Raw genomic sequence first — 22,301 nt, forward strand, 5'->3', positions numbered from 1 at the left:
ATTCTGCCGGATGTTACAGATTCCGCGCCAAGCGTCTTCCGCTGTTTGCAATGATGTCCAGTATGACCTCAGCATTCTGCTGTGCAAAGGCGGGTTCAAACATATCTTTATGGGCGCCCCCGCCTTGATATTCCTGATAGAGTCCCGTTGTGGCGCCTTCCCATTTCATCGGCTCGGTCTTATCACTGTGCTCTTCCTTTATGCCGGCCTCGATAAAATGGAGGTTTGCCGCGATTTGGCCGTCATTTATCAGTTCCGCCCAGTACGTTTGATAGCGCTCTGTTTTTCGGATGACCGCTTCCCTGACGGCTTCCGGGACATTTTCGGCTGTTGCGTTTGTTGGCTGCGGCGGCAATGTGTCAAGCTTTCTGTACGCGTCTGCGATAATGACGTCGCTGATTTCTAAGCCGCGCTTTTCCATCGCTTTTGCCGCCTCGAATGCCGTATTGCCGCCTGCCGAATATCCGAAGAGTATATAAGGGCCTTCCGGCTGGATTTCCAGCATTTTATCAATGTATTGTTCCATTCTGCTGTCTTCTTCAATAAAGTTAAAACCGTACACAGCAGCCCGTCCATTTAATGCCGCCGCAAGATCTTTAAAGAAAATGCCGAAACCTGAGATAGGCGGAAAACAGAAAAGATTGCGGCCTTTCGACTGGTTCAGTCTGCTGATATGCTGCTCTGCAGCTTCTGTCAGTGTGTTTGAATACAGCTTTTCAGCCAATTGTTCAATTGTCGGATATTCAAATATCATTTCAATCGGCACATCCATCTGCTGCCTGGTCTTCAGCTGATGAATCACTTGCAATGCTTTCAAAGAATGGCCGCCCAGCTCAAAGAAGTCATCCTGTATGCCCAGCTCCCTGTAGCCGAGGATCGGCGTCCAAATGTCGATCAGCTCACGCTCTACCCAGTTTCGTGGCGGAACGGCTTTTGATGACGTTTTTTTCCGTTCTGGCGCAGGCAGCCCGCGACGGTCCACTTTGCCGTTTGCGGTAAGCGGCATACGGTCAAGCTTCATCACATACTGAGGAATCATATAGTCGGGAAGCGACCTGGCCAACAGGGATCGAATGGCTCTTTCTTCAACATGTGCGCCTGTATAATACGCACAAAGGATTGCTTCTTGTCCTTCTTTTGCTACGATGACTGCCGATTCCCTGATTCCATCGATTTCAGTCAAGCGTGCTTCGATTTCGGCCGGCTCGATCCGCTTCCCGCGAATCTTGAATTGACGGTCGATACGGCTGATGTATCCGATGCTTCCATCAGGCAGCCAGTGTGCCAAGTCGCCTGTTTTGTAGATCTTTTCTTCAGGATGAACCGGGTGGCTGACAAATGCTTCACTTGTTAAGTCAGGCCTGTTTAAATAGCCTTTGGCAACCCCGTCACCGCCGACACAAAGCTCACCGGGCACGCCGATCGGCGCAAGTCCGCCATTTTTATCAATGATATACGCGGTTGAATTGCTGATCGGTTTTCCGATCGGGATCGGCTGAGAAAAATCGTGCCTGATTTCGTAAAAGGTGGAAAACGTCGTATTTTCCGTCGGTCCGTATATGTTATAAAGGCTGAGATTCGGACAGCGGTGTCTGACCTTATTGATGAGCGCCGGGGACAATGCTTCTCCGCCGACATATAAGGTGTGCAACCCAGAAAACATCTCCGGATCTGCCTGGGCGAACTGGTTAAAGAGCGCCGTCGTCAAAAACAGAATCGTAATACGGTTGGAAGAAAGATAATTGCCGAACCTCTCAGGGGCAAGCATTGTCGAGCGGTCAACCACATGAAGACATGCTCCGTTCAAAAGCGCTCCGAAGATTTCAAACGTCACTGCATCAAAACCGATGGACCCTGTCAGAATGAGACGGTCCGACATGCCAGCCGACGTGTAATTGCTGTTTGACACGAGCGATACGACGTTTCGGTTGGAAATCATCACGCCCTTCGGTTTTCCTGTTGAACCGGATGTATACATAATATAGGCAAGGTCATCAGGTGCTGTATCGGTATTCAGTTTTCCCGCATCAGGTGTTTGTTTTTCAGCTGCAGCCGGGATAGAGATGATGTGAGAAAAGTCAATGTCAGTCTCAATTCCTTTTTGTACCGTTAACAGCTGTGCTCCGCTCTCAGTGAGCATATCGGCGATCCTGTCGGTTGGCAGTTCTGCATCAAGAGGAAGGTACGTCCCTCCCGCTTTCAATACAGCGAGAACAGCGATGACAAATTCCGGTGAGCGTTCGGCCAGAATCCCGGCAATTCCCTTTGGCGCCAGACCGTTTTCCAGCAGGGTGCGGGCGAATGCAGTTGACCGTTCATCGAGCTCCCGGTACGTCATCGTCAGCCCGCCGGCGTGAAGCGCCTGATGGTCCGGGGTTTTCTTCACCTGTCGGCTGAACAGGCTGATGATGCTTTCATTTCTTTCATAAGTTGTTTTCGTGTCATTAAATTCGCCGATTATTCTTGATTTTTCCTTTTGTCCGAGCATCGGAAGCCGATCAGCGGGAACATCGGGATTGAAGGCGGCGCCGCGCAGAGCTTCTTCCAAGTGTCCTTTTACGCTCTCTATCCATACTTCATCATAAACGTTCGCATTGTAGCTGAATTTGATGAGCAGCTCATCGCCAGGCGCTATGATGAGGTTAAAATCGTAGCCCGATTGTTCCGAAACGTTGACATTCCCGATCCGGAACGGTGCATCCGATTCCTTTTCCGCGTCTTTCATCTGCTGCTGAATCGGATAATTTTCAAACACGATAATATGGTCGATTAAATCCTGTTTCAGCTCAGTCTGCGATTGGATGTCAGCAAGCGGATGATAGCTGAACGCCTCTGAATCAAGCATTTCTTTCTGCAAGCGGCCCAGCAGTTCTCTAAAGCTTTCGTCACCCGTTTTAATGCGTACCGGAACGGTATTGATAAACAACCCGATCATGCTTTCCACGCCGTCAATGACGGAAGGCCGCCCTGATACGACGGCGCCGAATACGGCATCGTCCGTCCGGTTGTAGCGCTGCAGCATCAGGCCCCATACAGTCTGCATAAGAACCGCGAGCGTAGCGCCCTCTTCTTTGGCGATGGTTTTCAGCTTGTCCGTCAGGTTTTGATCTATAGAAAACAGCAGCTCTTCCTTGCGGTAGCCTTTTTCCTGGGGACGGGCCGATATTTTCGGGAGTCCTGAGGGTGTCTCGCAGCCTGCTAAATATCCTTTCCAATACTCAGAAGCCGCGTCTTTGTCCTGATCAGTCAGCCATGTAATATAAGTGCTGTAAGGCTTTGCGGGTGCCAGTGTGACGGGTGAGCCTGATTCAATCGCCCGGTACATATGCATGAATTCCTGAAGGACGATGCCGAGGCACCAGCCGTCCATAAGGATGTGATGGTGGCTCCAGACGCATACATATTTTTCGTCAGCCGTTTTAAACAAAGAAACACGCATCAGCATATCCTTTTGCAAGTCAAAGCCTTTTAAGCGGTCACGTTCCTTAAATCGCTGTAAATAGATGCTCTGTTCCGCTTCGTCCAAATGTGTAAGATCTTCGCGGTACAGCCGGAATTCCCGCTCACGCAGCACAACTTGGCGGGGGCCGTTCAGCTGAGCGACATGAGGTAAAAAAACCGTTCTGAAAATATCGTGGCGGCTGATGACAGACTGTACGCTTTGCTCAAACAATTCCGGACGAAGCCGGCCTTTTATGGTGAAGACGGATTGCTCGATATATGCAGCCCCCTCCTTTTGCAGAAAGGAATGAAAAAGCATTCCTTCCTGCATTCGGCTGAGGGGATAAATATTTTGGATATTTTTTGTTTTGTCCATGTGTTCCTCCCGCTCGGTTTAGTGGAAGCTGAGTAAGTCGGCAATATCCTGCAATGCTTCCTCAGTCAGCTCCCGATCATCAAAGTCACTGACGGTCTTCTCCGTATCGGTTTTGCTGAGGCAGTGTTCCGACAGTTTCAGGAGATAATACCGGCAGCTTTCGGACAGCCGTTCGATCGTATCTTGCCGGAAGCGCTCCGTTTCATAGGAAATACTGACGGTCATCCGGCCTTTTGCCGCAATCGCGCTGATTTCAAGTGACTGCTCCCGTTTCCATGTATCTGTCACATCATCTCCGCCTCCCAAAGGAGAAAACTGAAACGCGTCAGGCTGTTCCGTTTCTGCCGGGTTCCCGCCGGGCGCATCGAATTGTCCGAGATAATTAAAGCTGATCTCCGGTGCTTTCCCGAAAGTCATTCCGGCAAGCTTCGGCGGTGTTAAATATTTGAGGACGCCGTATCCGTTCCCTTTATCCGGAATGCGCCGCAATGTGTCTTTGACGGTTTTCAATGTGCGAATTTCATATTCTTCAAGAGGTTCATAAGCTCCGCTCCGGAAAAGCACCGGGTAAATGGAAGTGAACCACCCCACTGTCCTGCTGATGTCCGCACCTGCCTGCTCCGATTGGCGTCCGTGTCCTTCAAGGGCGATTTTCAAAGCGTGCCGCGGCGACCATTTCTGAACAGCGAGCACGGCGGAAGCCAAAAGCACATCTTGCGTATCCGTATTGTAGGCGCTGTGCACATCTTTCAACAGGGCGTCCGTTTCACTTTCTGTCAGAGTGAAGGATACCGTGTTCCGTTTTTTTGCAGGAGTTTGAGATAAATCTGCCTGTTCGTAAGGAAGACTTTCTGTTTCATAGTGTTCAATCTCCCGCCAATACTCCGCCTGCTGAAGAAGCTGTTTACTTTCGGCATAATCGGCCAGCTGCTCCGTATATGTTTTGAATGACATGGTTTTCTGAGGGAGTTTGATTTCCTGTCCAGAGATGGCCTGTTCATAAGCAGAAGCCAAGTCTTCCAATAAAATCCGCCATGATATCCCGTCGACAGCGAGATGATGGACCGTCAGAAACAAGTAATCTTCTGCTTCAGAGCGGAACAGCCCCGCCTGTACCAGCGGCCCGTTCTCTAAATCCATGTTTCTCTGAAGCTCTGCGACGCGGCGTTTTACAAAACGTTCCTTCTCATGCTCATCGCCTTCCATTTCTAATATGGTCAGGCTGTAAAGCTGCTCATCTGCGAGGTCAGCCGGTCTGTTGAAGAGGAGAAGACCTTTCTCTTCGTCTTTTATGCAGACAAGGCGCAAGGCATCATGATGTACGGTAATGGCTTTTAACGTTTTCCTCAGAGCCCCTTCATCTATTGAATTTGCTCTCGTCAGCATGACGGACTGGTTAAAATGATTTGCTTCCTTCATGTCTTGTGTGAAGAACCATTTGTGAATCGGCGACCACTTCACTTCTCCTTCTGCAGGAGCTTGGCTGACCGGCTGCCGCTCTGTACGGACATAAGGCGCCAGCTCCCTAATTGTCGGCCGGCTGAAAATATCTTTTACGGCGATCTGTTTTCCTGCCTGATGTAATCGGGCTGATACTTGCAGGGCTTTGATGGAATCGCCGCCCAGTTCAAAAAATGATTGATCCGCGGCAATGTTTTCAGTTCCGAGCACTTCGCTCCAAATCGCGGAAAGCTCTTTTTCCATGTCGCTTTCAGGCTCGGTAAATGCCCGTCCGGTGTGCGCTTTTTTCCGCGGCTCAGGAAGCGCACGGCGGTCAAGCTTCCCGTTCGGTGTGACAGGCAGGGCTTCAAGTGTTTCAAAGAACGCCGGCACCATATAAGCGGGCATTTCATTTCTGAGCGCCTGCTGCACGGTTTCACTTTCTGTTCCTTCTTCTGTCACGATATAAGCGCATAGTTCCGTTTGGCCTGCTGATGCGGGCAGAGCGGTGACGGCTGCTTCTTTGACACCTTTTATGCCTGTTAAGGCGGATTCAATTTCTTTCAGTTCCACCCGGTAGCCTCTGATTTTGACTTGCTCGTCCATTCGGCCGATATATTGCAGCGTGCCGTCCGGCAGCCATTTTGCCAGGTCGCCCGTGCGGTACATGCGCCGGTTCTTCTGGAACGGGTCTTGGACAAAGGCTCGGGCCGTTTGCTTAGGAAGATTGCGGTACCCTCTTGCAAGGCCGGAACCCGAAATGCAAAGTTCTCCCGTTACACCGATCGGCTGCGGATGATCTCCGTTTAAAATATAAACGTGTGAATGCTCAATCGGACGGCCGATCGTGATGTTCTCACTTTGTTCTATATGTCTTGCCGCTGTAGTGGCGACGCTGTTTTCCGTCGGGCCGTACTCATTGGCAAGCTCCGTGTGTGGACAAACTGATAAACTGCGGCTGATAATGTTTTGGTCGACGGCTTCTCCGGCTAATGTGACAATTCTGAGAGACTCTGCATCCCCCGGCTCCAGTACGTCAAGCAGTGTACGGTACAGTACGGGAACAATGATCATGTGAGTGATGCGGTAAGATGCAAGATAGTGTTTAATAGCAAGAATATCTCTTGCTTCATCTTCGGCTAAAACGGCCGCTTTCGCACCGGAAATCAGCGGTGTGAACATGCTTGTTACAAACCCGTCAAATGAAAATGAAAAGAGCTGAAGAATCGTATCTTTCTCATTCAGATCATAAAATCCGCTTCGCCATTGAAGGGTTTGGCTGACGGATCGATGTTCGACCATAACCCCTTTCGGCCTGCCTGTCGTTCCCGATGTATAAATGATGTAAGCCAAATCTTCCGGTCCTGATAATGACTGGACCGGCGAAGCATCCTGTTCTTGGATATCCTCCAGTGCGAGCACTTCACCGTTAAAACGATCAGGCACTTGTTCTATCGCACCGTGTGCGGTAAGGAGAAGCGCTGTGCCGCTGTCTGAGATGATATATTGCTTGCGTTCCTCCGGATATTCAGGATCTATCGGGACGTAGGCTCCTCCGGCTTTCCAAACCCCGAAGACTGCCGCTACTTGTTCCGGCGATCTTGGTATCACAATGCCGACGGCTGCATCAGGTCCGATCTGCCGTTTTTGCAGGGCTCTGGCGATTTTATTCGACCAGTCATCTAATTCTTTGTATGTGATCAATGTTTCCCCGCTGATAAGGGCCGCGGCATCAGGTGTTTTTCGCGCCTGGGTGATGAACAGTTCATGAACTGTTTTTTCAGGCAGCTGTTGATCCGTCATGCCGTTAAAGTCCGAAAGAATCCGGTTCCGTTCCGGAGCAGTCAGCATGCTGATCGCTTGTAAAGAAGTTTCCGGTTCACGGACAATGTGTTCAAGCATCGTCATAAAGTGGGAAGCCCAGCGCTGCATTGTTTCTCTCCGGAATAAAGACGCTGCATATTCAAACAGAAAATGAATCTGTCCCCCGCCTTCAGAAGCCTGCAAAGTGACATCAAATTTGGAAACCGGACGGGACACGTCCGCAGGCTGAATATGCAAACCGTCCAACAGCAGTTCCTCATGCTCTATATTCTGGACGACAAGCATGGCGTCAAACAGCGGATTGCGGCTTGTGTCCCGCTGCACGCCGATCCGTTCCACAAGCTCTTCAAACGGGTAGTCCTGATGCTCATACGCTTCAAGCGCGGCTTGGCGGACTTCCGTCAAGTAATCGGTAAACCGTTTGTCTCCTTTCGGCTCCGTTCTGATGGCCAGCGTGTTGACGAACATGCCGAGAATCGGTTCAAGGTCTTTGTGCGGACGCCCGGCAATCGGGGAGCCGACGATGATGTCTTCCTGCCCGCTCAATCTCGCGAGTAACGTATTGTACGCGGCGAGAAGCACCATATACAAAGTGGAGCCGTGATCCCGGGCGATGCGGTGAAGGCCGGATGCCGTTTCAGCGTCAAGCGCGCACGATACGCTGCCGCCCGCAAAGCTTCTGACAGCCGGACGGGGCTTGTCAGCCGGAAGCTCAAGCACCGGAAGCTCTCCTTCAAGCCGCTTCAGCCAATAAGCTTCCTGCTTCTGGTACCCTTCTTTCTCCTGAAATGACCGCTGCCAGACGGCATAGTCTTTATATTGAAGGCGCATCGGCGCAAGCGAACGGCCTGCGTACAGCTCGCCGAATTCTTTAATCAAGGTGTTGACGGACACACCGTCAGAAATAATATGATGCATATCCGTTAATAAAAGATGACGTTCGTCTGATTCTTTCACGAGGGCCGCACGGAAGAGCGGCGCTTCCTCCAGACAAAACGGCCGGACGAATGCGTCAGCTGACTCGGCCTCATCCAGCTGAAACGGCACGCTGTCATGGATGCGCTGCACCGGTTCGCCGTCAGGCCCCGTTTCAAAGGACGTTCTGAGCGACTCATGCCGCTCAACAAGCTGCCGGAACGTCTCCTCCAGCCGGCCGCGGTCAAGCGGGCCCGTCAGTTCCAGCACAGCCGGCATATTGTAGCCGACACCGCCGTCTTCAAGCTGCTGGAGCACATACATCCGTTTCTGCGCCGAAGACACCGGGTAGGTGTCCTGTGTTTGCGCAGGCTGAATCGCTTCATACGGGCTTTCTTCCAAGTCCTGAATAACCGAAGCGAGCTCTTCCACCGTCGGCCGGGCGAAGATGTCCTGTAACGGCACCTGAACACCGAACTCTTTGGCGATGCGGGAGACGAGAGCCGTCGCTTTTAACGAATGGCCGCCCCGCTCAAAAAAGTGATCCCGGATGCCGACGGGGCCGTTTTTCAGCACCTCTTCCCAAAGGGCGCAAAGCTTCATTTCCGTGACGTTCCGCGGGGCGGTGTACGCTTGTCTGTCTGCCGCTCCGTCGGGAGCCGGCAGCGCGCGGCGGTCAAGTTTTCCGCTCGGCGTGACCGGCCATTCGCTCATCTCTATAAACTGAGCCGGCATCATGTAGGCCGGAAGGCGTGTCGCAAGCTCCGCCCGCACATCATCACTTTCCCGTCCTTCGATATAGGCGTAAAGCGCGGTTTCGCCGTGTTCGTTCCGGGCGGTGACCGCGGCCTCACGAACGCCGTCGATGCGCCGGATCGCCGCTTCGATTTCCCCCGGTTCAATCCGGTAGCCGCGGACTTTCACCTGTCCGTCTGAACGTCCGAGCCATTCGACTAGGCCGTCTTCTGTCCAGCGTGCGATATCGCCCGTCTGATACATGCGTTCTCCCGGGTAAAACGGATCATTGAGAAAGCGCTCCTCCGTCAGCTCAGGCCGGTTCAGATAGCCCCGAGCCACCCCTGTCCCCGCGATGTACAGCTCTCCGATACAGCCCGGCGGCAGAAGCTGTTTCTTTTGATTTAAAATATAAAGCCGCATGTTATGCCCGGAAATGCCGATCGGAACATTGTGAAATTCTTTTCCTTGCGGCAAATCAAAGTACGCCGCTTCTACTGTCGCTTCCGTCGGACCGTAGGAATTTGTCAATTCCGTTCCCGCAAGAAGGTCATGAAAACGGGAAACCAGGTGCGGGCCCAGTTGTTCGCCGCCGGCAAAAACCCTTTTTAAGCAGGTTTTTTTGATCGGCTGTTTTCTGGAATTTATATATTCCAAGAAAGCATGAAGCATGGATGGCACAAAATGAGCCGCCGTTATGCGGTTATTCTCCAATGCGTTCAGTATCATTTCAGGGTCTTTCTCGCCGCCTTGCGGAAGGAGGAAAACAGAAGCTCCCGCGATCGGCCACCAAAACAGCTCCCAAATCGAAGCGTCGAAAGAGTATGATGTTTTATGCAAAATGATGTCAGAATCACTTAATCCATAACGCGTTTGCAGTGAGTATAAAAAGTTTACGGCTGACCGATGTTCAACCTGCACGCCTTTTGGGCGTCCCGTAGAACCGGATGTATAGATGATATAAGCCAATGAATCAGGTTTTACCGGAACGTTAGGGTTGGCCGCAGCTTCAGGGTTTCCTGTTTGTCCGCTTTTCAGAGAGATCGTTTCTCCCTCAAAAAGATCTGGTGCGAAAAGTTCTGGTTCTGCCAGTAAGAATTTCACGCCGCTGTCTTTCAGTAAAAAGCGAATCCGCTCTTCCGGGTAATCCGGATCAATCGGCAGATATGCACCGCCTGCTTTTAAGACAGCGTAAATGCCGATCATCATGTCAGGAGAACGTCGGCCCATAATGGCAGTTTTATCCTCCAGCCTTATCCCGCGCTTGATCAGCTGGTGCGCAAGCTCGTTTGCCCTTTCGTTCAGTTCCTGATACGTAATCGAAATGTCATCAGTTAAAATTGCCGGACGGTCCGGCGTTTTTTCCGCCTGCTGTTCCAGCAGATCATGAAGAGACTGATGAAGCGGAAACGCTGTTTTCTGCAAGGGGCTGAAATCTTGAAGCAGAGACGCTTCTTCTTTTTCTGTCAAAACAGAAATATCGTCTAATTCCAGGCCCGGATCAGCCGCGGCGTTTTCGGCAAGTGTCGTAAAAAATCCCGCCCATTTTTGAATCGTTTTTCTCTTAAACAAATCGGTGCTGTATTCAAACTGGCAGTATAATTCACCGGCGTTTTCAGAGATGTACAGCGATAAGTCAAATTTAGAAATCGGCAGGCTGACGTCTGCCGGCTGCAGTTCAAGTCCGGCTGCCCTAAGCTTCTGCTGTTCCATATTTTGCAGCGCAAATGTTGTGTCAAACAGCGGATTTCGGGACATGTCACGCGGCACACCGAGCTTATCGACGAGCTCTTCTAACGGGTAATCCTGATGTTCGTAAGCCTCAAGCGCTGTTTGGCGAATTTCCTTTAAATATTCTTTGAATGTCATGCTTCCGTCGGGACGCGTCCTGAAAGCAAGCGTATTGACAAACATGCCCAGAACGGCGTCAAGGTCGGCATGAGGCCTTCCTGCAATCGGAGACCCGACAATCATATCTTCCTGTCCGCTTAAACGGGCTAACAGAACTGTGTACACACCAAGCAGCGTCATATACAGTGTGCATTTGTTTTCTTTCGCCAGCTTTTTCAACTGAGCTGTATGTTTTTCATTGATGACAAATGACACCCTGTCTCCGGAAAAGCTCCGCACCGGGGGACGCGGCTTATCAGCCGGCAATTCAAGCACGGGAATCTCACCGGCAAGCCGGTTCAGCCAGTACTCCTCTTGTTTCCGATATGCGGCGCCCGCCATAAATGATTGCTGCCAGACGGCATAATCTTTGTATTGAATCCGTAACGGCGGCAGACTTCTCTCAGCATACAGCTCACTGAATTCACGTATCAAAAGATTGACGGATACGCCGTCTGAAATAATATGATGCATGTCAGCTAAAAGCAGATGCCGGTCTTTTTCTATTTGGACAAATCCCGCCCGGAAAAGGGGCGCTTTGCCGAGATCGAACGGCCGGATAAACGCTTCGGCTGATTGTTCTTTTGTAAATGCAAACGGCACGTCGTCATGAATCCTCTGCACGGGCAGGCCGTTTTTTTCTTCAAAGGACGTTCTGAGCGGTTCGTGCCGCCGGATCAGATCCTTGAACACGACTTCCATCCTGTCTCGGTCAAACGGCCCCTTCACCTCTAAAACGGCTGGAATGTTATAGCTGACACCGCCATTTTCAAGCTGGTGAAGGACGTACATCCGTTTTTGGGCGGATGAGACAGGATATGTTTCTTTCATTTCTGTCTTTTCTATGGATGCGAACGGGTTCTCTTCTGCTTCACTGATGATTTTGGCGAGTTCTTCTACAGTCGGATGGCTGAAGACATCGCTCAGCGGGATTTGCACACTGCACTCTTTAGCTATTTTTGCAACGAGTGCCGTCGCCTTTAATGAATGGCCGCCAAGCTCGAAAAAGTGATCGTGAACGCCGATCGGGCCGCTTTGAAGCACTTCTTCCCATATGCGGGTAAGCTTCAGCTCCGTCACATTCCGGGGAGCTGTATATTGACGGCCCGCTGCGTACGCCGAAGCTTCCGGAAGGGCCCGCTGATCGACTTTTCCGTTCGCAGTGAGCGGAATCGAGTCAACAAAAGCCCATTTGACCGGAATCATATAATCAGGCAGCTCTTTCGCCAAATCTCTTCGCAGCTGAGAAGGATCAGTCGCTTGTGAGACGCTGCAGTAGGCGCATAATTCATTTTCGCCCGACTCATTCGTTTGAATCAGAACAGCAGCTTCTTTCACGGCATGATGATTTGCCAGGACAGTTTCAATTTCCTTCGGTTCAATCCGGTACCCTCTGATCTTCACTTGATCATCTGTCCGGCCGATGTATTCAATTTGGCCGTCCGCACGCAGTCTTGCCAAATCTCCGGTCCGGTACATGACGGCGTCCGTTCTGAACGGATCCGGCAAAAATTTCTCTTCGGTCAGCGCCGGATTGTTCACATAGCCTCTTCCTGTATTCGCGCCGGAAATATACAATTCTCCCGCAATTCCGAGAGGCTGAAGCTGCCTATTTTTGCTGAGAATATACATCTTGTTATGATGGATCGGTTTCCCGATCGGCGGATGTTCAGGTATGTCATCTCCCGCAGAAATCGTATACGTTGAAACCACATGAGTTTCTGACGGGCCGTAATGATTATGCAGATGCATACCGTGTAAACGGAGCGTCTGCCTGAACAAACGCGAAACGGTCAGCTGCTCCCCGGCCGTAATGACATGCTTCACACAGCGGGGAAAAGACTGTGCATAACCTTCTTCATTGAAAAGCATTTTGACAAACGCAGTCGGGAAAAACACAACTTCCGTGTTGTGCTGATCAATAAACGAAAACAGCTGAGAAACGTCTCGTTTGATTGATTCCGGCACGATACAAAGGGTGCCGCCGCTCAAGAGTACTGAAAATAACTCCTGATAGCAGACGTCAAACGCAACAGATGCGTACTGCAGCACATTTGTGCAAAAATCAATGTCTGTGTTCGTCAATTGGTGAGAAAGCAGGTTGGCCATATTTTTATGTTCGAGCAGCACACCCTTCGGTTTCCCTGTCGTTCCCGATGTATAAATCATATAAAGGAGGTCGTCTGCCGTATTAATGGATTGCACATTGCTTCCGTCCGCTTCCGTCCCGGCGTCTTCTATGTATGTAACTTGCAGCGTTTGTTCCGCGGGCACTGACTGATGCCGCTCTGTTACAACATGGACGCAGCCGCTGTTTTCAATGACATATCGGATACGCTCCTTTGGACTGCCCGGATCTATCGGGACAAAGGCGCCGCCCGCTTTTATAATACCGAGAACAGCCGCCGCTAAAGAAGGGGAACGGCCGAGAATGACGCCTGCCGGTTCCTCCCGCTTTAATCCGCGCTTTTGCAGCAGGCGGGCCAGCTTATTAGCCGATTCGTTCAGCTCTTTGTACGTCACTGACTCACCTTCATACCGAATCGCGATTTGATCTGGTGTTTTTGCAACCTGCCGTTCAAACATTGCATGAACCGTGTCATATTCAGGCTTTTCGGTCTCTTCAGAAATCGGCGCAAGCAGCTGCGCTTTTTCCCCTGGAGTGATGATTGCAAGCTTGTCCGGCGTGATGTCCGGTTTGTCGAGAACTTGGGAGACGATATGTGCCAAATGGCCTTTGATATTTTCAATAAATTGGCGGTCATACACGCTTGAATCGTATCTCATTTTCAAATGAATCTCGTCACCCGGCGCCACCATCAGGTAAAAACTGTAGTTGGTTTCGTCTTCCATGCTGAAATCATGGATGTGAAAAAGGTCTTTCGTGTCCCCCTTGCTGTTCAGCACATCAAGCTCCTGTTCAACCGGATAATTCTCAAAGACAAGAATATGATCAATTAAGCCTTGTTTTACCTGTGAATTCGCCTGTATGTCATAAAGCGGGTGATAGCTGTAAGCCTGTCCTTTCAAAGCGTCCTTTTGCACGTTTTTGATCAGCTTTTGAAACGGGATGTTTGCCCCGCTGATCCGGACAGGCACGGTATTAATAAACAGGCCGATCATTCGCTCGATGCCTTCGATTTCAGACGGCCTTCCGGAAATGACAGAACCAAAAACCGCATCTTCTGTCTGGTTATACGCCTGAAGCAAAATGCCCCAGAGCGTGTGGAAAATGGTGCTCAGCGTGACCTCTTCTTTTACGGCCAGCTCTTTCAGCTTAGCCGTGTCCTCTTTTGAAAAGGAAAACGTCACTTCCTCTTGTCTGCTTTCGCCGGCTTTTTTCTGCTTCGGCAGAACAGTCTGCTGCTCAAAGCCTTCAAGGTACCGCTCCCAGTACGAAGCGGCTTTTTCTTTATCTTGCTCCATCAGCCACTTGATGTAGGTCCCGTACGGCACAGCGGGCTCAAGCGTTAACGGTGTCCGGCGGAGCCGCGAGGCGTATATCTGGAAGAACTCTTTCAGCACGATTCCGAGACACCAGCCATCCATAATGATGTGATGGAAACTCCATATGCACGTATATTCACATTCACCGGTTTGAAGCAGCGTCACCCGCATCAGCATGTCTTTTTGCAGATGAAATCCTTTCTTACGGTCTCTTCGTTTGGCTTCTTCAATATGCTTGATTTGATCAGCCTTGTTTAAATTGGTGAGATTTTCCTCAATGATGCTGACGTTCCGCTCTTTTAATACGACCTGCTGCGGCACTGACACGTTCTGGCTGATAAAGATCGTTCTGAAAATATCATGTCTTTCGAAAAGGGCATGAACGCTCTCTTCAAACACGCAGGTGTCAACCTTCCCCGTTATTGAAAAGGAGGCCTGCTCGGCGTAAGCCTGTGATTCCTTTTGCAGGAGGGAATGAAAAAGCATTCCTTCCTGCATATAAGACAGCGGATAAATATCCTGAATTGCATTCTTTTTTGTCATGTTATAATCTCCCCGTCGCCTTTTTCTACAGTTCCTCGACAAAACTCGCTATGCTGTCCAAATCATCAGATGTTAACGTTTTGCTGCTAAAATCACTAACGGTTTTTTCTGCTTCCTCTTTGCCGGTGCAGTGCGCCATAATATCACGCAAATATTGCTGTAAAGTTTGCAGCAGCTGTTCCATCGTTTCTTTGCGGAAGCGGCTCGGCGGATAGCTCAAACTGAAGTGAAGTTTGTTTTGTGCGGCCATCGCGCTCATTTCCACCGCTTGTTCCCGCTGCCATGTCGGCGTGATGTCGTGCCCGCTTGCAAGACCGGACAGACTGAACGTGTGCTGATCTTCTGTATCATTGAATTGCCCTAAATAGTTAAAGCTGATTTCAGGCGCTTGTCTGAAGCGGATTGTTTTTTGTTCAGGCGGTGTCATGTATTTTAAAATGCCGTAGCCTATTCCTTTATCCGGTATTCTTCCGAGTGTGTCTTTGACCGTTTTTACCGACGTTCCAAGCTCAGCGCCTGCTGTGTTCAAGTCAATGAGCACCGGATACATGGAGGTAAACCAGCCTACGGTGCGGCTGATGTCGAGCTCCGGCATGATGTGCTCTCTCCCGTGCCCTTCCATCGCGATGCGCAGTCTGCCGCCCCCTGTCCAGTCCCGTAAAGCCAAAGCTGCGGCAGTCACAAGAATATCTTGCGTATCGGTATGGTAGGCCCGGTTGACCTGCTGAAGCAAAACGGACGTTTCTTCTTCTGTAAGCGTAAAGCTTACCGTTTGCCGAATGCTGTCGGCTCCCGTCTGATGCTGCGGTTTTTCATAAGGAAGTTCGGCGGCTGTTTCTTCTTCAATAAAACGCCAATATTCTTCTTCACGCATCAGCTTGCTGCTTTTTGCGTATTCTGAAAGCCTTTCAGCGTATTGCTTAAACGAATCGGTTTTTGGCGGAAGCTGAACCGGCTGACCTTTTACGGCTTGAGTGTAAGCGGCTGATAAATCCTCCAGCAAAATACGCCATGACACTCCGTCAACCGCCAGGTGATGTATGGTGATGAATAAATAATCCCCGGACCGGGTTTTGAACCAGCCGGCTTTTAATAACGGGCCTTTTTCAATATCCATCCGCTGTTGGAGCGCAGCCACTTCAGTTTCTATTTCTCTTTCCCAAGTATCTGTCTCAGACAGATCCCAAATGTCCAAGCTGTACAGTTCATCTTTTTGAATACCGTGATTGATTTGTCTGAAACTTTCGTTTTCTGCACTGACGGTGATCCGGAGTGCATCATGATGAATGACAAGATGCTCCAAGGCTTCTTTGAGCGGCTGTTTATGCAATGCGTCAGAGCTGAACATCATGACGGACTGATTGAAATGATTTCTGTTTTCCATCCGCTGTGATAAAAACCAGTGCTGAACGGGTGTCCAAGGTATGTCTCCTTCCACCGGCCGCTGATCGATGACTCTTTCCGCTTTCCGGATAAGTGGCGCGAGCTCCTTAATGGACGGATGCCGGAATAAGTCGCTTGCCGTCATTTTCCACCCATAGCGTCCGAGTCGTGCGGAAACTTGCAGCGCTTTGATTGAATCGCCGCCCAACTCAAAAAATGAGTCCTCAATCCCGACTTGTTTTGTGCCGAGCACTTCCTGCCAGATCACGGAAAGCTGTTCTTCAAGCTCATTGCGGGGAGCTGTGTACGCGGTTTGAAGCGCGAGCTCCGGTTCGGGCAGATTTTTCCGATCCAATTTACCGTTCGGCGTAAGCGGCAGCTTCTCAAGTTCCATCATATAGGCCGGAACCATGTAATTCGGCAGTTGCTTAGACAGTGAAGAACGCACTTTTTCTGTATCCATGTCCGCATGCAGACTCATATATGCGATCAGTTCTTTATTGCCGGACTGCCCGGTTCTGACTGACACGGCAGCTTCTTTCACGCCGTCCAGGCTCCTCAGTGCGGCTTCAATCTCTCCCAGCTCCACCCGATAACCGCGGATTTTCACTTGATCATCCATCCGCCCGGCATATTCGATCGTTCCGTCCGGCAGCCAGCGGGCTAAATCTCCGGTGCGGTACATCCGTTCTCCGGGAACAAAAGGATTAGGGACAAATTTTTCTTCCGTCAGCTCAGGGCGGCCAAAATATCCTCTTGCCACACCGTCTCCGCCCGTGCACAATTCGCCGATGACGCCGATCGGCTGCGGTGTTCCCCTGCTGTTTATGATATATGCGGTTGAATTTCCGACAGGGCGCCCGATCGGGATTGAATGATCGTATGATTGTTCAATCAAAAAGCAAGTCGAGAACGTCGTGTTTTCAGTCGGTCCGTATCCATTCCATACTGAGAGATGCGGCAGCGCATTCCGAACCCGGTTTACATGGCTCGGGGACAGTGCTTCCCCGCCGATAATCAATCGGGATAATCCGGAAAACACGTGTTCATTTTGTTCTGATAAATGGTTGAACAGAGACGATGTCAGCCACAGTGTCGTAATGCCGTTTTGCTGTATAAATGTTTCCAGAACATCCGAGTCGAGATAGGTTTCCTGGTCACTTACATATAAAGAAGCGCCGTTTAAGAGCGGACCGAATATTTCAAATGTCGTAACGTCAAATCCTAATGATGAAGTAAACAACAGTCTATCTTCCGGCGTAAAATCGATATAATTGCTGTTTTTCACAAGGCGGATCACGCTTCGCTGTTCAATCATGACGCCTTTTGGCGCACCTGTTGACCCGGACGTATAAATCATGTAGGCCAATGATTCAGGTCCGCCGAGCGGTTCGGGATTTTCCGAACTCAAGCCGGCCTTTGTTTGAATATCCTCTATGAATAAACGTTTTCCTGAAAGCGGCAGACCGTCAAGTTTATCAGATTGGAGAAGAATATCAGCTTTACAGTCTTTAAGCATCCATTCAGCCCGTTCCCGCGGCACATCGTCACCAATAGGCAAGTAGGCGCCTCCCGCTTTTAATATTCCGAGGATTCCGGAAGCAAGCTCTGTTGTGCGGCCGGTTAATAATGCGACAACGCTTTCCGGACCGACGCCATTTGATCGGAGAGCCGCCGCTATTCTGTTAGCCCGTTCGTTCAGCTCACGGTATGTCAAGATTTGTCCATCATATACAACTGCCCGGGCATCGGGGGTTTCTTTTGCCTGACGCTCAAATAAACGGCTGATGGTTTCGTGTCTTGGGTAATCGCTTTTCGTCTGATTAAACTGATAAATGACGCAATTTGTTTCAGCATCATCCAGTACGTGAATGTCACCAAGCGGTATCGCTTGGTTTTCAATTACTTTTGTAAGAATACGAGTAAAATAAGAAAGCCATTTTTCAATTGTCTGTTTTTGATAGATATCTGTATTGAATTCAAAATCAAAGCTGATGGAACCGTCAGACCCTTCTGACGCGTAAAGCGTGGCATCAAACTTTGCGGTTTTATGACTTGTATCCGCAGCTTGAGCCAAATGCAGTTTATTTAACACCAGGGATTCACGCTCCATATTTTGGAGCACAAACATCACATCAAACAGCGGATTGCGACTCATGTCCCGCTGCACGCCGAGCCGTTCCACCAGCTCTTCAAACGGGTAGTCCTGATGCTCATACGCCTCAAGCGCAGCCTGGCGGACTTCCGCCAAATAATCGGTGAACCGTTTGTCCCCTTTCGGCTCCGTTCTGATGGCGAGCGTGTTGACGAACATGCCGAGAATCGGTTCAAGGTCTTTGTGCGGGCGCCCGGCAATCGGCGAGCCGACGATGATGTCTTCCTGCCCGCTCAATCTCGCGAGTAGCGTATTGTACGCGGCGAGAAGCACCATATACAAAGTGGAGCCGTGATCCCGGGTGATGCGGTGAAGGCCGGATGCCGTTTCAGCGTCAAGCGTGCACGATACGCTGCCGCCCGCAAAGCTTCTGACAGCCGGACGGGGCTTGTCAGCCGGAAGCTCAAGCACCGGAAGCTCTCCTTCTAGCCGCTTCAGCCAATAGGCTTCCTGCTTCTGATACCCTTCTTTCTCCTGAAATGACCGCTGCCAGACGGCATAGTCTTTATATTGGAGGCTCATCGGCGCAAGCGAACGGCCTGCGTACAGCTCGCCGAATTCTTTAATCAAGGTGTTGACGGACACACCGTCAGAAATAATATGATGCATATCCGTTAATAAAAGATGGCGTTCGCCCGATTCTTTCACGAGGGCCGCACGGAAGAGCGGCGCTTCCTCCAGACAAAACGGCCGGACGAATGCGTCAGCTGACTCGGCCTCATCGAGCTGAAACGGTACGCTGTCATGGATGCGCTGCACCGGTTCGCCGTCAGGCCCCGTTTCAAAGGACGTTCTGAGCGACTCGTGCCGCTCCACAAGCTGCCGGAACGTCTCCTCCAGCCGGACACGGTCAAGCGGGCCCGTCAGTTCCAGCACAGCCGGCATGTTGTAGCCGACACCGCCGTCTTCAAGCTGCTGGAGCACATACATCCGTTTCTGCGCCGAAGACACCGGATAGGTGTCCTGTGTTTGCGCAGGCTGAATCGCTTCATACGGGCTTTCTTCCAAGTCCTGAATGACCGAAGCGAGCTCTTCCACCGTCGGCCGGGCGAAGATGTCCTGTAACGGCACCTGAACACCGAATTCTTTGGCGATGCGGGAGACGAGAGCCGTCGCTTTTAACGAATGGCCGCCCCGCTCAAAAAAGTGATCCCGGATGCCGACGGGGCCGTTTTTCAGCACCTCTTCCCAAAGAGCGCAAAGCTTCATTTCCGTGACGTTCCGCGGGGCGGTGTACGCCTGTCTGTCTGCCGCTCCGCCGGGAGCCGGCAGCGCGCGGCGGTCAAGCTTTCCGCTCGGCGTGACCGGCCATTCGCTCATCTCTATAAACTGAGCCGGCATCATGTAAGCCGGAAGGCGTGTCGCAAGCTCCGCCCGCACGTCATCGCTTTCCCGTCCTTCGATATAGGCGTAAAGCGCGGTTTCGCCGTGTTCGGTCCGGGCGGTGACGGCCGCCTCACGAATGCCGTCGATGCGCCGGATCGCCGCTTCGATCTCTCCCGGTTCAATCCGGTAGCCGCGGACTTTCACCTGTCCGTCTGAACGTCCGAGCCATTCGACTAGGCCCTCTTCTGTCCAGCGTGCGATATCGCCCGTCTGATACATGCGTTCTCCCGGATAAAACGGATCAACGACAAAGCGCTCCTCCGTCAGCTCAGGGCGGTTCAGATAGCCCCGGGCCACGCCGGTCCCTGCGATGTACAGCTCTCCTGCCACGCCCGCAGGCTGGATGGTTCCTCCGCTATCTAATACATACAGACGGGCACCCGGAACGGGTTTTCCGATCGGAAGCCTTGTCCGTCCGCTGTCCCGTTTTCGGTCACAGACGTAAAACGCCGCATCAACCGTCGCTTCCGTCGGTCCATAGCCGTGAATAAGCATGGTCTCCGGCAGAAGATCGGCAAACCGGGCAGCCGTAAGCGGGGAAAGAGCTTCCCCTCCGGCGAACACGCGTGTCAGTGTTCTGCCGAGGCGTGTTCTTGTTTCCGCAGGCACTGTTTCCAGCGCGTCTAAAAAGCTGTTGACCATCGCCGGAATAAAATGCGCGGTCGTCACCTTTTCTGAGGCAAACGCTTCAATCATCCGCACAGGATCTTTCTCCCAGCCGGCCGGAAGCAGATACACGGAGGCGCCTGACATCGTCCACCAAAACAATTGCCAGATGGAAGCGTCGAAAGAAAAGGATGATTTCAGCACGATAATATCCTCTTCCGTCAACGGGAACTGCCCTTGCATCCCTGATAAAAAGGCGGCGGCCTGACGGTGTTCAACAGCCACTCCCTTCGGTGTTCCCGTCGAACCGGACGTATAAATGATATAAGCGAGCGAATCGCTATCCGCTTCTTCAGAGACAGCCCCTGTCTCCGTCTTGCCTGTCAGAGCAGAAAGAGACACTTCAAGCGTCTCGCCGGAAAAACCGGAAACGGATAACCCCGGCTGTGCAAGCAGGAGACAAGCGCCGCAGTCATCGAGCATATAGCGCAGCCTGTCCTCAGGATACTCCGGGTCAAGCGGCACGTAGGCGCCGCCCGCTTTTAACACGGCAAGCACTGAAACCACCATCTCCGGCGAGCGTTCAGCGAGCACGCCGACCATGCTTTCTTTGCGGACGCCTTTTTGTCGGAGCCGAGCGGCGAGCCTGTCCGTGTACTGATCAAGCTCGGCGTACGTCAGCATGCCGCCCGGAAAACGGAGCGCCGGACGATGCGGCGAAAGCGCGGCGCGGCGGGCAAACAGCCCGTGAAGCGTCGGAGCCGGCGGTTCAACCGCTTCTGTACGGTTAAACGCATCCAGCATATTTCTGGCTTCACACGCATCAAGCAATGCGATCTCGGAGGCGCTCATTTCAGGGTCGGAAATGACTGACTTCATCATATGCCGTAAAAATGTTTCAATATTCTTCATAAAAACACGATCGTATATACCGGTATCAAAGTTTAAGCGGATATAAAGAGAATTTCCCGGAATCACCTTTATGCTGCATCCGTAGTTTGTGACTTCCTCCATCGAGAAATCTTCTACCGCAAAATCAAATGAACCGGCCTGACTCACATTTTCAATTTCACGCTGGGCCGGCACATTTTCAAACACGATAATGTGGTCAAACAGCGCTTGCTTCAGAGGGCTTTGCGCCTGAATGTCATACAGCGGATAATAGCTGTACGCTTCTGCTTGCAGCGTCTCCTGCTGCAAATGCCTGACGAGCTCCAGAAAAGAAAATGAACCGCTTTTCACCCGCACGGGAATCGTATTAATAAACAGCCCCACCATTTTTTCCACGCCTGCGAGATCCGACGGCCGGCCAGAAACGACAGAACCGAAAACGGCGTCATCACAGCGGCTGACACGCTGGAGCAAAATGCCCCACAGTGCCTGGAACACTGTATTCAGCGTTGCTCCCGCCCTTGCCGCAATGTTCTTCAGCTCATTTGTCTGCTCTTCAGAAATGGTGAAAACCGCCTGCTCAAGTTCGCCATTTGGTTCCGCGGATTTTTTCGGAAGAGACGCCGATTGCTCAAGATCGGCAAGTCTCGTTTTCCAAAAAATCTCGGCTTCTTTACGATCCTGCTTCATGAGCCATTTAATATACTTTCCATATGGCTGAACAGGCTCGAGAGACGGGAGCCGTCCGTCTCCGAGAGATTGATAGATCATCAGAAATTCCTTCATGACAATTCCGAAGCACCAGCCGTCCATGACGATATGATGATGGCTCCAGATACAAACATAGCGTTCAGGCGCTTTTTTCAAAATGGAGACTCTCATGAGAGGGTCTGATTGCAAATCAAAGCCTTTATCTTTATCTTCTTTTCTGAACCGGTCGGCATATTTGTCTTGCGCCTTCTCGTCCAAATGAGAAATATCATGAAACTGAACGCGGCTCGGCCTGTTTTTCAACACGACTTGGCGGGGCTTCGCCACATTCTTATGAATAAATGTCGTACGGAAAATATCGTATCGTTCAAAAACAGCATCTATACTTTTTTGGAATCGTTCCCGGTCAAGCTGTCCGTTGATCGTAAACACCGCTTGTTCGAAGTAGGCTCTTGAGTCATGATCCAACAGAGAATGAAAAAGCATGCCCTCCTGCATAAAAGATAAAGGATATATATCTTGTATTTCCGGTTGCTGCCCCATTGCGCCACTCCTTTT

Annotated in this window: 3 protein-coding genes; all 3 read right to left on the bottom strand. The window is 51.1% G+C overall.

The annotated features are described in order from the left end of the window. Positions 1–13 precede the first annotated feature (13 nt). From NYE42_RS10390 to NYE42_RS10400, 3 genes are read right to left on the bottom strand one after another with little or no spacing between them, the layout of a single operon-like run. On the bottom strand, positions 14–3,817 hold the full coding sequence (locus NYE42_RS10390; protein ID WP_020955911.1) for a non-ribosomal peptide synthetase: 3,804 nt from the start codon (positions 3,815–3,817) through the stop codon (positions 14–16). Between the two features lie 18 nt (positions 3,818–3,835). Next, complete coding sequence (locus tag NYE42_RS10395) at positions 3,836–14,611, bottom strand: amino acid adenylation domain-containing protein (protein ID WP_352426442.1); 10,776 nt, start codon at positions 14,609–14,611, stop codon at positions 3,836–3,838. Positions 14,612–14,636: 25 nt separating this feature from the next. Continuing rightward, entirely contained in the window at positions 14,637–22,286 is a 7,650-nt protein-coding gene (locus NYE42_RS10400) for an amino acid adenylation domain-containing protein (RefSeq protein WP_342496927.1), read from the bottom strand. Between the last annotated feature and the right edge of the window lie 15 nt (positions 22,287–22,301).

The sequence above is a fragment of the Bacillus sp. FSL K6-2865 genome, from assembly GCF_040311405.1.
Taxonomy (GTDB): Bacteria; Bacillota; Bacilli; order Bacillales; family Bacillaceae; genus Bacillus; species Bacillus velezensis.

Bases quoted from the DNA above. Each gene is read 5' to 3' on its own strand.
- NYE42_RS10390 (WP_020955911.1), bottom strand. From the start codon at position 3,817: ATGGACAAAACAAAAAATATCCAAAATATTTATCCCCTCAGCCGAATG.
- NYE42_RS10395 (WP_352426442.1), bottom strand. From the start codon at position 14,611: ATGACAAAAAAGAATGCAATTCAGGATATTTATCCGCTGTCTTATATG.
- NYE42_RS10400 (WP_342496927.1), bottom strand. From the start codon at position 22,286: ATGGGGCAGCAACCGGAAATACAAGATATATATCCTTTATCTTTTATG.